The 14,224-nt window shown below is 64.3% G+C and carries 14 protein-coding genes; 1 reads left to right on the plus strand and 13 read right to left on the minus strand.

What is annotated here, in order from left to right; genetic code table 11:
* Positions 1-58: 58 nt before the first annotated feature.
* The 10 genes from trpC to NVV93_RS17695 all read right to left on the minus strand — a co-directional run bounded on the left by trpC (position 59) and on the right by NVV93_RS17695 (position 10,374).
* The gene (gene trpC, locus NVV93_RS17650) at positions 59-892 is read right to left on the minus strand and encodes an indole-3-glycerol phosphate synthase TrpC (RefSeq protein ID WP_258251932.1); all 834 of its coding nucleotides are present in this window, start codon (positions 890-892) and stop codon (positions 59-61) included.
* Complete coding sequence (gene trpD / locus NVV93_RS17655; RefSeq protein ID WP_258251933.1) at positions 889-1,938, minus strand: anthranilate phosphoribosyltransferase; 1,050 nt, start codon at positions 1,936-1,938, stop codon at positions 889-891. The genes trpC and trpD overlap by 4 nt, the downstream gene beginning before the upstream one ends.
* Before the next feature lies 1 nt (position 1,939).
* Complete coding sequence (locus NVV93_RS17660; protein WP_258251934.1) at positions 1,940-2,533, minus strand: aminodeoxychorismate/anthranilate synthase component II; 594 nt, start codon at positions 2,531-2,533, stop codon at positions 1,940-1,942.
* A gap of 10 nt (positions 2,534-2,543) precedes the next feature.
* Positions 2,544-4,031, minus strand: a complete 1,488-nt coding sequence (trpE, locus tag NVV93_RS17665) for an anthranilate synthase component I (RefSeq protein WP_258251935.1) — start codon at positions 4,029-4,031, stop codon at positions 2,544-2,546.
* A gap of 72 nt (positions 4,032-4,103) precedes the next feature.
* Positions 4,104-4,925 carry a phosphoglycolate phosphatase gene (locus NVV93_RS17670; protein WP_258251936.1) on the minus strand — a complete coding sequence of 274 codons (822 nt, stop codon included), beginning with the start codon at positions 4,923-4,925 and terminating at the stop codon, positions 4,104-4,106.
* A complete protein-coding gene (rpe, locus tag NVV93_RS17675) occupies positions 4,922-5,596 on the minus strand; it encodes a ribulose-phosphate 3-epimerase (protein WP_258251937.1) in 675 nt (224 codons plus the stop codon). Before rpe ends, NVV93_RS17670 begins: the two co-directional genes overlap by 4 nt.
* 241 nt (positions 5,597-5,837) lie before the next feature.
* On the minus strand, positions 5,838-6,662 hold the full coding sequence (locus NVV93_RS17680; RefSeq protein ID WP_258251938.1) for an ABC transporter permease: 825 nt from the start codon (positions 6,660-6,662) through the stop codon (positions 5,838-5,840).
* A 159-nt stretch (positions 6,663-6,821) separates the two neighbouring features.
* The gene (locus tag NVV93_RS17685) at positions 6,822-8,069 is read right to left on the minus strand and encodes an ABC transporter permease (RefSeq protein WP_258251939.1); all 1,248 of its coding nucleotides are present in this window, start codon (positions 8,067-8,069) and stop codon (positions 6,822-6,824) included.
* Between the two features lie 116 nt (positions 8,070-8,185).
* Entirely contained in the window at positions 8,186-9,217 is a 1,032-nt protein-coding gene (locus tag NVV93_RS17690; protein ID WP_258251940.1) for a polyamine ABC transporter substrate-binding protein, read from the minus strand.
* A 44-nt stretch (positions 9,218-9,261) separates the two neighbouring features.
* Entirely contained in the window at positions 9,262-10,374 is a 1,113-nt protein-coding gene (locus NVV93_RS17695; protein ID WP_258254408.1) for an ABC transporter ATP-binding protein, read from the minus strand.
* Between the two features lie 273 nt (positions 10,375-10,647).
* Between NVV93_RS17695 and NVV93_RS17700 the strand changes: the two genes are divergently transcribed.
* Positions 10,648-11,634 (plus strand): alpha/beta hydrolase family protein, encoded by a 987-nt coding sequence (locus tag NVV93_RS17700; RefSeq protein WP_258251941.1) that lies wholly within the window; start codon positions 10,648-10,650, stop codon positions 11,632-11,634.
* A 15-nt stretch (positions 11,635-11,649) separates the two neighbouring features.
* Here the strand turns inward: NVV93_RS17700 and NVV93_RS17705 are convergent, their stop codons facing one another.
* From NVV93_RS17705 to NVV93_RS17715, 3 genes are read right to left on the minus strand one after another with little or no spacing between them, the layout of a single operon-like run.
* Positions 11,650-12,429, minus strand: coding sequence for a TerB family tellurite resistance protein (locus tag NVV93_RS17705; protein WP_258254409.1), 780 nt, complete (start codon positions 12,427-12,429; stop codon positions 11,650-11,652).
* Between the two features lies 1 nt (position 12,430).
* The gene (murU, locus tag NVV93_RS17710) at positions 12,431-13,114 is read right to left on the minus strand and encodes an N-acetylmuramate alpha-1-phosphate uridylyltransferase MurU (protein ID WP_258251942.1); all 684 of its coding nucleotides are present in this window, start codon (positions 13,112-13,114) and stop codon (positions 12,431-12,433) included.
* Positions 13,111-14,136, minus strand: a complete 1,026-nt coding sequence (locus NVV93_RS17715) for an aminoglycoside phosphotransferase family protein (RefSeq protein ID WP_258251943.1) — start codon at positions 14,134-14,136, stop codon at positions 13,111-13,113. Before NVV93_RS17715 ends, murU begins: the two co-directional genes overlap by 4 nt.
* Between the last annotated feature and the right edge of the window lie 88 nt (positions 14,137-14,224).

Genomic DNA, 14,224 nt, shown 5'->3' on the forward strand with positions numbered 1-14,224 from the left:
ACACCCAGAACAGAATGAAAAAGCCCGGCAATGCCGGGCTTTTTCATGACCAGATCATTTAGTCCGGATCGTTGCCGGCAACGATCCGCCGCTCGGGGAAGAACAGCCGCTGCAGCTCTGCACCGGGGTTTTCCACACGCATGAACGCTTCGCCGACCAGGAAGCCAAACACTTCGCTGATCTCCATCAGCTCCACGTCGGCGCGGTTCATGATGCCGCTTTCGGTGATCACCATACGATCGCGCGGAATCCGTGGCAGCAGATCCAGCGTAGTCTCCAGGCTGACCTCAAAGGTATGCAGATTGCGGTTGTTGATGCCCACCAGCGGTGTATCCAGGGTGTTCAGCGCCCGCTCAAGTTCTTCGCCGTCATGCACCTCGACCAGCACGTCGAGATTGAAATCCTTGGCCACCGCGGCCAACTCGGCCATCTGCGCATCGGCCAGGGCGGAGACGATCAGCAGCACGCAATCGGCGCCGAGCGCGCGGGCTTCGACGATCTGATACGGATCGACCATGAAGTCCTTGCGGATCACCGGCAAATTGCAGGCGCTGCGGGCTTCCTGCAGATAGCGGTCGGCACCATGGAAGAAATCCACGTCGGTGAGCACCGACAAACAGGTCGCGCCACCGTCGGCGTAGCTTTTGGCGACTTCCGCCGGGACGAAATTCTCGCGCAGCACGCCTTTGCTCGGCGAGGCTTTCTTGATCTCGGCGATCACCGCCGGCTGTTTGCGTCGCGCCTGTTCCAGCATGGCGTTGGCGAACCCGCGCGGTGCATCCGCCGCTCGCGCCTCGCGCTCCAGCTCGGCGAGGCTGACCACGGAGCTGCGCTCGCGAACCTCTTCGACTTTGCGGGCGAGGATTTTTTCCAGAATGGTCGGCACACTCACGCTTGATTCTCCTGACGAAACACTTCGGTAAACGACGCCAACTCATCCAGTTTCTCGCGCGCCAGCCCCGTGCACAGCGCGTCGTGGGCGAGATGCACGCCCTCATGCAGACTGGTCGCCAGGTCGGCGGCATACAGCGCGGCGCCGGCGTTCAGGACGATCAGGTCGCCGGCTTTCTTGCCGGCTTCAGTCTTGCGCCGGCCCAGCGCATCGCGGATCAGTTCCAGCGACTGCTGCGGGCTATCGACTTCCAGGCCCATCAAGGTCTGGCTGTGCAAACCGAGTTCTTCCGGGCGCACTTCATATTCGCGAATCTCTCCGTCCTGCAATTCGGCGACATGGGTGGCGGCGGCCAGGCTGAACTCATCCAGCCCATCACGCGAGTGCACCACCAGCACATGTTTGCTGCCCAGGCGCTTGAGCACTTCGGCGAGCGGACGGCACAGCTCCTGGCTGAACACGCCGACCACCTGATGCTTGACCCCGGCCGGATTGGTCAGCGGGCCGAGCATGTTGAACAGCGTGCGCAGGCCCAGCTCACGGCGTGGACCGGCGGCATAACGCATCGCCTTGTGATGCGTCTGGGCGAACATGAAGCCGACGCCGACGCCCTCGATGCAGCGTTTGACCTGCTCGCCGGTCAGCTCCAGATAGATGCCCGCCGCTTCCAGCACATCGGCGCTGCCACTCTTGCCGGAGACCGCGCGGTTGCCATGCTTGGCGACTTTGCCGCCGGCGGCGGCGACCACGAAGGCGGCCGCCGAGGAGACGTTGAAGATATTCGCGCCGTCGCCGCCGGTACCAACCACATCGACCACGTGGTCGAGGCTGTTGAGCTTGACCGGCAAGGCCAACTCACGCATCACCGATACCGCACCGGTGATTTCGTCGATGGTTTCGCTCTTCATGCGCATGCCCATGAGGAACGCGCCGATCTGCGCGTCGGTGCACTGCCCGGTCATGATCTCGCGCATCACGTCCTGCATTTCCGCGGTGCTCAGGTCGAGCTGGTTGACCACCCGATTGAGAGCTTCCTTGATGTTCATGTCAGCGCACCCCACCCTGCTGCTTGAGGAAGTTGGCGAACAGCTCGTGACCCTGCTCGGACAGAATCGATTCCGGATGGAACTGCACGCCCTCGATCTGCAGAGTCTTGTGGCGCAGACCCATGATCTCGTCGACGCTGCCGTCGGCGTGCTGGGTCCAGGCGGTGACTTCCAGGCAGTCCGGCAAGGTTTCGCGCTTGACGATCAATGAATGGTAGCGAGTCACCGTCAGCGGATTGTTGAGGCCGGCGAACACGCCCTGATGTTCATGGAACACCGGACTGGTCTTGCCGTGCATCACCTGGCGGGCGCGCACCACATCGCCGCCGAAGGCCTGGCCGATACCCTGATGGCCCAGGCAGACGCCGAGGATTGGCAGCTTGCCGGCGAAGTGGCGGATCAGCTCCAGCGACACGCCGGCTTCGGTCGGCGTGCACGGGCCGGGCGAGACGACAATGCGCTCGGGCCGCAGGGCCTCGATCTCGGCGACCGTCAGCTCGTCGTTGCGCACCACGTGGACGTCCGCGCCGAGCTCACCGAAGTACTGCACGACGTTGTAGGTAAAGGAGTCGTAGTTATCGAGCATCAGCAACATGGCGAAATCCTCAGGCTTGAGTCTTGTGGGTATGTTCGGCCAACGCGACGGCGCGGAACATCGCGCGGCGCTTGTTGATCGTTTCTTCCCACTCCAGCGCCGGCACCGAGTCGGCGACGATGCCGCCGCCGGCCTGCACGTGCAGCTCGCCGTTCTTGATCACCGCGGTGCGAATCGCAATCGCGGTATCCATGTTGCCGTTCCACGCCAGATAACCGACCGCGCCACCGTACACGCCGCGCTTGACCGGCTCGAGCTCGTCGATGATTTCCATCGCGCGGATTTTCGGCGCGCCCGACAAGGTGCCGGCCGGCAGAATCGCGCGCAGCGCGTCCATCGCCGTCAGTCCCTCTTTAAGATGGCCGGTGACGTTGGAGACGATGTGCATGACGTTGGAATAGCGCTCGATGACCATCTTCTCGGTGAGCTTCACCGAACCGGTGCTGGACACCCGGCCGACGTCGTTGCGGCCCAGATCGATGAGCATCAGGTGCTCGGCGATTTCCTTGGCGTCGGAGAGCAGGTCTTCTTCGAGCGCCAGATCGGCCTCTTCCGTGGCGCCGCGCGGGCGGGTGCCGGCAATCGGGCGCACTGTAATCAGGTTGTCCTCGACGCGCACCAGCACTTCCGGCGAGCTGCCAACCACATGGAAGTCGCCGAAGTTGAAGAAGTACATATACGGCGTCGGGTTGAAGCAGCGCAGCGCGCGGTACAGATCGATCGGCGCGGCGCTGAAGTCGATGCTCATGCGCTGCGACGGCACGACCTGCATGCAGTCGCCGGCGAGGATGTATTCCTTGACGGTATCCACCGCGCGTTCGTAATCCTCGCGGCTGAAGCTGGAGCGGAAGCTCGGTTCCGGACCGTCGACCGCGCTGAAATCAAGGCCGCGGCGCGGGGTGATCGGCTGACGGAGTTTTTCCAGCAGAGCCTGCAAGCGTGCCTGGCCCTGTTCATAGGCATCGTCGACGCTCGGGTCGGCGAGCACGATGGCGTGCATCTTGCCGGCCAGGTTGTCGAACACCACCACTGCGTCGGAGACCATCAGGAGAATATCCGGATTGCCCAGCGGGTCCGGATTCGGACACTTGGCCAGCTTCTTCTCGACGTAACGCACGCTGTCATAGCCGAAGTAGCCGACCAGACCGCCGTTGAAACGCGGCAGGCCCGGAACGCTCGGCACGTTGTAGCGCGCCTTGAACGCTTCAACGAAAGCCAGCGGATCTTCCGCCTCGAGGCGTTCGATCTCTTCGCCGTCCTGGGTCACGCTGATCTGGTGATCATGCACGCGCAGCACGGTGCGGCACGGCAGGCCGATGATCGAGTAACGGCCCCATTTCTCGCCGCCCTGCACCGATTCGAGCAGGTAGGAGTTGGGTTGGTCGGCCAGCTTCAGATAGATCGACAGCGGCGTGTCGAAATCGGCCAGGGTTTCAAAGGCAAGCGGAATGCGGTTATAGCCGGCAGCGGCTAAACGCAGGAATTCTTCGCGGGTCATGATCAGCCTCGTGGCATGAGGGTGAGACGGTCGGTATGCAAACGCACCGGCGCGGTGCCGGTCAGGAATCGATCAGGCGCGCCAACGCCAACGGGCCAGGGCCTTGATCAGGGTCATCCAGGGTTTGCTGGCAACTACCACGATGCTGTCTCGAAAAGGTGGGTTTGCAGCGGAGTCAGGCGACATTAGCGCAGCGTCTTGCGCTAAGCAACCTTCCGGCAGCAGCGCGCGCAGGTCGTCGACTACCAGCGCCGGGGCTTCTTCGTGAATCGGCCGGCCATGGTTGTAGCCGTAGCTCATGGCCACGCAGAGCACCCCGGCCGCGCGCGCGGCGAGCACGTCGTTGCGCGAGTCGCCAATGAACAGCGCGTCTTCGGCGTTGACCTCGGCCATCTTCATCACGAACAGCAGCGCCGCCGGATCGGGCTTCTGCTGCGGCAGGGTGTCGCCGCCAATGATCCAGCGGAAGTAGCGGCCGATCTTCATGTCGTCCAGCAACGGGCCGACGAATTGTTCCGGCTTGTTGGTGATCAGGGCCATTTCCACGCCCTGCTTCTTCAGCCACTTCAGGGTGGTGCGCACGCCGGGGTAGACGCTACTGAGCGCGTGGCTGCCGCCGTAGGCATCCATGAATAACGCCAGCGCCTGCTCGGCGTCCGCGTCGCTGACCGCCGCATGTTCGATACTGCCCGCCAGGGCGCGGCGCACCAGCACCCGTGCGCCGTTACCGACCCAGGTGCGCACCGCCTCGATACCGGCGGCCGGGCGCCCGAGAGTGTGGAGCATGCAATCGATCGCCGCGGCCAGATCTGGCACCGAATCGATCAGCGTGCCGTCCAGATCGAACATCACCAGGCGCGGCAAGCGCCCGGGGAACAGTTGCTCGAAACTCATCGCGCGGCAGACGCCAGCTCGCCGCGCATGGCGTCGATCACCGTTTTGTAGTCCGGCTGATTGAAGATCGCCGAGCCGGCGACGAAGGTGTCGGCACCGGCCGCGGCAATCGCGCCGATGTTCTGCACGTTGACCCCACCGTCGATTTCCAGACGGATCTGCCGGCCGCTGGCGTCGATCAGCGCGCGCGCTTCACGCAGCTTGTCGAGGGTACCGGGGATGAACTTCTGTCCGCCGAAGCCGGGGTTAACGCTCATCAGCAGGATCATGTCGACCTTGTCCATCACGTACTTGAGGCTATCCAGCGGCGTGGCCGGGTTGAACACCAGGCCGGCCTTGGCGCCGCCGTCCTTGATCAGTTGCAGCGAGCGGTCGATGTGCTGGCTAGCTTCAGGGTGGAAGGTGATGTAACTGGCGCCGGCTTCGAGGAAGTCGCCGATGATGCGATCCACCGGCGAGACCATCAGGTGCACGTCGATCGGCGCGGTGATGCCGTATTTGCGCAGCGCGGTGCAGACCATCGGGCCGATGGTCAGGTTCGGCACATAGTGGTTATCCATCACGTCGAAGTGGACGATGTCGGCGCCGGCGGCGAGGACGTTGTCGACTTCCTCACCGAGACGGGCGAAATCGGCGGAAAGAATCGACGGGGCGATGGCGAACGGTTGCATGGAATGCCTCGGAGCAGAATCAGGTGCGCGAATTGTAGCCTGAGTCGCAGTGCGAGGCGGTTGTCGTATGTCAGTGGATGGGCTCGACCTTGGTTGTAGGTTGGGCTGAGGAGCGCAGCGACGATGCCCAGCGCGCGGGATGTTTCGGTGGGAGCATTTGTTGGGCCATTTGTTGGGCATCGCTGGACCGTTGGGCATCGCTGCGCTCAGCGCCAACCTACGCACCAACCCACGCGCCAACCTACGTTGCGGTCGTACGCAGTTTCTCGCTGCGCCCGCGCAGCCATTCGAGGGTCAGCAGCAGGACGATCGAAAAGCCGATCAACAGGGTCGCGGCGGCGGCGATGGTCGGGCTGAGGTTCTCGCGGATGCCGCTGAACATCTGCCGCGGCAAGGTGGCCTGCTCGGGGCCGGCGAGGAACAGGGTGACCACCACTTCGTCGAACGAGGTGGCGAAGGCGAACAGCGCGCCGCTGATCACGCCCGGCGCAATCAGCGGCAAGGTCACGCGGAAGAACGCGGTGGTCGGCGTGGCACCGAGACTGGCGGCGGCGCGCACCAGGTTGTAGTTGAAGCCCTGCAAAGTGGCCGACACGGTGATGATCACGAAGGGCACGCCGAGCACCGCATGCACGAGGATCAGCGCCAGGTAGCTGTTGCCAAAGCCCAGCGGCGCGAAGGCCAGATAGCTGGCCACGCCGACGATCACCACCGGCACCACCATCGGCGAGATCACCAGACTCATGATCAGCGCCTTGCCGCGGAACTCGCCGCGGGTCAGGCCGATCGCCGCCAGAGTGCCGAACACCATGGCCAGCAGGGTCGCGGCGGGGGCGACGATCAGGCTGTTCTTCAACGAGCGCATCCACTCCGCCGAGCTGAAGAAGTCCTCGTACCAGCGCAGCGAGAACTCCTGGATCGGATAGACCAGAAACGTCCCGGCATTGAACGACAGCGGCACGATCACCAGCACCGGCAACACCAGAAACAGCAACAGCAAGCCGCAGAAAATCCGCAGGGTGTAGAACCACAGGCGCTCGATGGGGGACGTGTAGGGATGGAGCATGAGTCGCTCTCCTTGGATTCTCGTGAAGCCTCCCCTCTCCCACTTGTGGGAGAGGGGTCAGGGGAGAGGGTGGCGTCGCTTGCAGCCCCTCTCCCGCCCTACGGGCACCCGCTCCCCGAAGGGGCGAGGGCCATCAGATGGTCTGCTTCGCAGACCTGGCTAACTCAGGCGCAACCGACTGGCGCCAACCAGCCAGCCGTACACCACATACAGCACCAGCGTGGCGACCAGCAGCAGGCCACCGAGTGCGGTGGCCATGCCCCAGTTGATGCTGGTGTTGGTATAGAAGGCGACGAAGTAGCTGACCATCTGGTCGCCGGGGCTGCCGAGCAGGGCCGGGGTGATGTAGTAGCCAATCGACAGGATGAACACCAGCAGGCAACCGGCGCCGACCCCAGCCACGGTCTGCGGGAAGTACACCCGCCAGAAGCTGGCGAACGGGTGACAGCCGAGGGAGATCGCCGCGCGCATGTAGCTCGGCGAAATGCCCTTCATCACGCTGAAGATCGGCAGGATCATGAACGGCAACATGATGTGGACCATGGCGATGTACACCCCGGTGCGGTTGAAGACCAGCTCCAGCGGCTGGTCGATCAAGCCCAGCTTCAGCAGCGCGCCATTGATCAAGCCGCCGGACTGCAGCAGCACGATCCACGAGGCGACGCGCACCAGAATCGAGGTCCAGAACGGCAGCAGTACCAGGATCATCAGCAGGTTGCTCTGCCGGGTCGGCAGATTGGCCAGCAAGTAGGCCAGCGGATAGGCCAGCACCAGACAGATGGCGGTGATCACCAGGCCCATCCAGAACGTGCGCCCGAAGATGTCCAGGTAGATGGCCTGATCCGGCGTGGCGGGCGCCAGGTTGCCATCCTCGTCGATACGATGGTCGACGGCGGCGAGCAGGTAGTACGAGGTGAAGGCGCTGGCATTGCGGCGAATCGCCTGCCAATACACCGGTTCGCCCCAGCGCGGATCGAGCGCCAGCAACGCTGCCTTATAGGACGCCGGCGGCTGTTTGAACGGCAGGGCGCGGGCAGTCTTGGCCATTAGACTGCGGTAGCCGGCGACTTCCATGTTCAGGCGTTTGGACAGATCGCCGACGGTCTGCTGCTTGCGCGCCTCGGCCAGGTCCTGGCTCAACGCCTGATAGGTTTGCTCGTCGGGCAACCCGCTGCCGTCCCAGTTGGCAATCACCCGCACCGTTTGCGGCAACGCGCCGACCACTTCGGGGTTGCTGACGCTCTTGTACAGCAGCAGCACGATGGGCAGCAGAAAGGCCAGGAGCAAGAACAGCACCAGCGGCAGGATCAGCGCCTGCGCCTTCAAACGGTTCAGGCGTTCGGCACGCGCCAGGCGCTGCTTGAGGGTCAAGCCTGCGAACTGGGTCAGGGGCACGGTGCTGGCCATTGCTCACTCCGAAACACTTGGTGGCGGACCGGGTCGGTCGGACCGCGCAGCTTGAGATGCGATCCCGATTGATCAGCACCGCATGGGTATCGCTGCGCTCGGCCCATCCTCCAGCGCTACTTGGCCGCCCACGAGTTGAAGCGCTGCTCCAGTTGCTCGCCATAATCGGCCCAGAACGCCACGTCCATGGCGACTTGATTGACGATGTTTTCCGGGGTGGTCGGCATGTCCTGCAGGAGCTTCTTGTCGAGCAGTGGCACGGCCTGGATGTTGGCCGGACCGTAGGCGATGCTCTCGGCATAGATCTTCTGCTGCGCGGGTTGCAGGGTGAAGGCGATGAATTTCTTCGCCTCGTCGGCATTCTTCGCCCCTTTCGGGATAGCCCAGGCGTCGAAGTCATAGATGCCGCCGTTCCACACCACCTTGAGGTTGCTCTCCTTCTGCACCGCAGCGATCCGGCCGTTGTAGGCCGAGCTCATCACCACGTCGCCGGAAGCGAGGAACTGCGGCGGCTGGGCGCCGGCTTCCCACCACTGGATGCTCGGCTTGATCTGGTCGAGTTTCTTGAACGCGCGGTCCTGGCCTTCTTTGGTGGCGAGCACCGCGTACACCTCCTTGGGCGCCACGCCGTCGGCCATCAGGGCAAATTCCAGGGTGTATTTGGCGCCTTTGCGCAGGCCGCGTTTGCCCGGATATTTGCTGGTATCCCAGAAGTCCGCCCAGCCGCTCGGTGTGCCTTTGATCTTGTCGGCGTTGTAGGCAAGCACCGTCGACCAGACGAAGAACCCGGCGCCACAGCTACTCAGCGCACCCGGCACAAAGTCCTCGGCCTTGCCGAATGGCGCGGCGTCGAGCTCCTCGAACAGACCCTCATCGCAGCCACGCGCCAGTTCCGGCGACTCCACTTCCACGAGATTCCACGACACGCTGTTGGTGTCGACCATAGCTTTGACCTTGGCCATCTCACCGTTGTATTCGCCGGCGATGATCTTGCCGTTGCCGGCTTTCTCCCACGGCTGGTAGAAGGCTTTGACCTGAGCATTCTTGTTCGCCCCGCCGAAGGAAATCACGGTCAGATCGACGGCCAGCACCGGCGCCGCGCAGACCATAGCGACGGTAATGGCAGTGAGTTTCAGAGACAGCTTCATGGTTGGGTTCTCCAGCTAGCGGGTTGAAAAACATCGACAGACGCCTACTCGGCCACCAGCGGGTCGAGGGCGCGCACGTGCTCCACTTGCCAGCCGAGGGGCACCACGTCGCCGACCGCCAACGCGGGGTCAAGCTCGGCAATCGGCTGTTTAACGAAGAAGTCCGGCTTGCCACACACCTCCAGACGGATGCGCACGTGGTCACCGAGATAGATGAATTCGGCGACCGTGCCGGAAAAGCGATTCGCCGCCTGCTCGGCCTGCACCTGCAAGCGCACGCGCTCGGGCCGGATCGACAGGGTCACTGGCTCGCCCGGCTGGCCGACATTCACCGCCAGCGCCTCGACCCGCTCGCCGCCGGCCAGACCGACCACGCAGCGCTCGCCGGCATGGCTGAGCAAGTGGCCGTTGAGACGATTGTTCTCGCCGATGAAATTGGCCACGAAGGTATTGCGCGGCGCCTCGTACAACTCGCGCGGCGGGGCGATCTGCTGGATCTCGCCCTGATGGAACACCGCCACGCGGTCGGACATGGTCAGCGCCTCGCCCTGATCGTGGGTGACATACACCACAGTGACGCCGAGGCGCTGATGGATATGTTTGATCTCCATCTGCATGTGTTCGCGCAACTGCTTGTCGAGGGCGCCGAGCGGTTCGTCCATCAGCACCAGCTGCGGCTCGAACACCAGCGCGCGGGCCAGCGCAACGCGCTGTTGCTGGCCACCGGAAAGCTGACCGGGATAGCGGTGGCGGAACTTGTCGAGCTGCACCATGGCCAGCGATTGCTTGACCTTCTCGCTGGCATCGCGCTTGTTCATGCCGCGCACCGACAGTGGGAAGGCCAGGTTCTCGGCCACCGTCATGTGCGGGAACAGTGCGTAGTTCTGGAACACCATGCCGATGTCGCGCTTGTGCGGCGGCACGTTGTTGAGGGCGCGGTCGCCGAGGCGAATTTCGCCGGCGGTGGGCGTTTCGAAACCGGCGAGCATCATCAGACTGGTGGTCTTGCCCGATCCGGACGGCCCCAGCAGGGTGAGAAACTCGCCCTTGCGGATGTCCAAATTGAGGTCTTTGACGATCAGGCTTTCGCCGTCGTAGCTCTTCTGCACGCCACGGAAGCTCACCAGCACCTCACCGGCACCCACGTCACCCGTCATACCCGCGCTCATCACCGCACCTTCAACAATTGTCCCGTGTTGAAAGCCTAGAGAAGCCTGCACGCCGCGCAAACCGTGAGGTATGCGCGATTGCTATAAGCAGAAGGGGTTAATTGCTTTTACGGATTGGCTAGCGCCGCGGGCGAGTGATCTCGCTGCGTCCTGGACACAGCGCCGCATTGGCGACATCACCCCTAGCGCGCCAACGCACGCCTGACAAACGCGAGGCGGCGCAGTAGGCTGGCCGCCATCTTCCCGGCTCGGAATGCCACGATGCGCCACTCGTTCTGCTTGCCTTCGCTCGCGACCTGTCTCGTGCTGCTGGGTGCCGCTCAACCCCTGCAGGCTGCCGACACCACGGCGGAAAAACCCCCAGCGGCGCCGGTCATCGAGCGCGTGCACACCGAACGCAATGCCGATGCCGCCAGCGCCCTGGAACGCCAGTTGCCGGAGGCCGAGCAAGTGCTGCTAAAGAGCGCCGATGAATCCTTCCTCGGCCTGTGGCTGCCGGCCAATGTCAGCGCACCGAAGGGCGTGGTGATCCTTCTCCCCGGCGATGCGCAAAGCGCCGCTGCGCCCCGCGCCATCGGCCCGCTGCGCCAGAAGCTGCCGGATGCCGGCTGGCACACCCTGAGCCTCAACCTGCCCGATCCACAGGGCAGCGTACCGCCGCCGCGACCGGCAGATGCCACGCCACCGTCGCCTGCTGAAAAGAAATCAGAAGACGCCGCCAGCGCTCCTGTCGCTCCCGCCGAAGATCCGCCGGAACTCAGCGCCGAACAGCGCCAGGCGCACGCCGAACGGGTGCTGGCGCGCATCCAGGCCGGGATCGGCTATGCCCAGCAACAGCAGCCGACCAGCATCGTCCTGCTCGGCGCCGGCAGCGGCGCTTATTGGGCGGCGCGTTATCTGAGCGAACACGGCGACGCGCCGGTGCACAATCTGCTGCTGGTGGCCGCGCGCGTGCCAGACGGTTTCAGCCCGCCACTGGTGCAGCTATTGCCACCGTTGAAGCTGGCCACCGGTGACTTCTACTACCAGGATCTGCCGACCGAGCGCGAGGCGGCGCGCCAGCGTCTGGCGGCCAGCAAACGCCAGGCGCAACCGGCCTATATCCAGGTGGCAATGAAGGCGTTACCGGGCGATCCGGCGACCGAGCAGGAGCAGTTGTTCCGGCGCATCAAGGGTTGGCTGGCACTGCATCTGCGCAGCGATCAAGCCACGCCGCCAGCCACTGCAGCGGGCACGCCGACGCCCTAAACGCCGCAGCAGCGCTCAGCGAAAGCCGCGGCGCTCGCGGATCAGGCTGAAGGCGTTGTGCAATTCACGAGTCTTGTCGGTCGCTTCGCGCACCCGCGCCTGGGTGGCGCCGCTGCCCGCCAGCTTGTCCGGGTGATGACGGCTGAGCAGACGTCGATAGGCGCGTTTGATGGCCGCCGGCTCGCTGTCATCCTTCACGCCGAGCAAGCGCAGCGCCTCCTGATAAGAGCCGCCGTGCGTCGGCATAGCACGCCCCGCCGGCTGGTAATCCTGGCCCAGGGCGAGCACCGCTTCACTGCGCCAACCCAGCCATTGTCCCCATTGCAGCAACGAATCGCGCTCGCGTGGCCCGACCCGGCCATCGGCCCAGATCATCCGCCAGCAGGCGCGCAACAATACTTCGCCGCGCTCGGGCCGAGCGCGCAAGCGCGACAAGGGTTGGCGCAATGAATGCTGGCCCAGCTTGCCACGGGAAAACGCCTCGATGGCCTTGCGCTGCCCGGAGTCGTCCAACTGCAGACGACGCATTTCCCCGCGGGCCATCTGGATGTGCGTCTCCAGTACCGGACCGTCGCTCTTGGCCAGCCGACCGAGCAGGACGAAGAGCAATTGCTCATCATCCGGCGGCGCGTCGCTCGCCAACGAGCCGCGCAGATGCCCGAACAGCGCCGACCAGCTATCCAGGCGCAGGCGCCGATCCACTACCTGGCCGAGTAAGGCGCCGAGCAAGGCTCCGGGAATGCTCGCCAGCGCCAGTCCGGCGGTCGCGCCAATCACGGTTGCCGGCCAGAGCATCTCAGGCCTGCGCCGCGAGGTGGCGTTCGACTTCCGCCAGCCGTTCATGGGTGCCGACATCCACCCAGCGTCCGGCAAAATGCTCGCCGCTGACCTGCTCGCTGGCCATCGCCTGGCGCAGCAACGGCGCCAGCTTGAAGGCACCCGCCGAGCAGCCCGCGAACAGCGCCGGCGCGAGCACCGCAATACCGCTGTAGGTGAGGCACGGCCCATCCAGACCCGACTGGCCGGCGCCATCGCGCACTCGCCCATCATGCAGCTGGAAATCGCCGGCCAGGTGATGCGCAGGATTGTCCACCAGCACCAGATGCGCCTGGCCGGCGAGCGGCTGGCGCAGTGCCGCGAAATCGTAGTCGGTCCAGATGTCGCCGTTGACGACCACAAATGGCTGATCGCCGAGCAAGGACAAGGCGCGGAAAATTCCGCCACCGGTTTCCAGCGGTTCGCCCTCGGCGGAATAGCAGATGCTGACGCCGAAGCGCGCGCCATCGCCGAGGTAATCCTCGATCTGCTGACCGAGCCAGGCATGGTTGATCACCAGCTCGCGAAAGCCGGCGCGCTGCAGCGCGCGGATGTGGTACTCGATCAGCGGCAGGCCGCCGGCCTGGACCAGCGGCTTGGGCGTGTGCAGGGTCAGCGGACGCATGCGCTCGCCCTTGCCGGCGGCGAGAATCATCGCCTTCATGCCGACACTTCCTCGAACGTCGGCAGGCTGGCGAGTAGTTCACGCAGTTCGGCGAGTTCCGGCCGGCGCGCCAGCACCGCGTCGATATAGCGGAAAAAGCGCGGCACGTCGCCGAGGTACTTCGGCTTGCCGTCGCGGTGACAAATCCGCGCAAAAATACCGATGACCTTGAGGTGGCGCTGCAGGCCCATCAGATCGCTGGCGCGCAGAAACTCGTCGAAATCATCCTGCACGCCAATGCCGCGCTCCCGCGCCAGCTGCCAATAGCGCTCCAGCCAGATGCGCACTTGCGCCTCGGGCCAGCTGAGGAAGGCGTCTTTGAACAGGCAGGTGACGTCGTAAGTCACCGGGCCGTAAACCGCATCCTGAAAGTCGAGCACCCCGGGATTCGGCTCGCTGAGCATCAGGTTGCGCGGCATGAAATCGCGATGCACCAGCACCTTGGGCTGGGCCAGGGCGCTCCCGATCAGTTGCTCGCAGCTGCGCTGCCAGGCCGCCAATTGCGCGCCTTCGAGCGTGATCCCGAGATGACGCTGCACATACCAGTCGGGGAACAACTGCAACTCGCGACGCAGCAGCGCTTCGTCGTAATGCGGCAGCGCATCGCCAAGCGGTAGACGCTGGAAGGCCAGCAGCGCTTCCACGGCATCGTCGAACAGCTGGTCGGCATTACTGCCATCGATGACCTCGAGATAGGTCTGGCGACCCAAATCGTCGAGCAGCAAAAAGCCGCGCTCGAGATCGGCGGCGAGAATTCTCGGCACATGCACGCCGGCACCCGCGAGCATGTGCGCAACCTTGACGAAGGGCCGGCAATCTTCCTGGGGCGGCGGCGCGTCCATCACGATCAGGCTGCGGCTGCCGGCCTGCCAACGGAAATAACGGCGGAAACTGGCGTCGCTGCTGGCTGGCGTCAGCGTGGCGGTGGGCACGCCCCCCCAGTTTTCAGCGGCAAAAAGCGCCGGTAAGCAGTGATCTAACCAGGCATTAAGCTGGTCCAGGCGTACATCTTCATCAGGCATTATCAAGGGTCTCCGACGGCGCTAGCCGTTGTGCGGGGCATGCTTTATTATCCAGCATCTTTTTCAGCCCATCGAGAGGCGTGCGGCC

The organism is Pseudomonas sp. LS44, assembly GCF_024730785.1.
In the GTDB taxonomy this organism is placed as follows: domain Bacteria; phylum Pseudomonadota; class Gammaproteobacteria; order Pseudomonadales; family Pseudomonadaceae; genus Aquipseudomonas.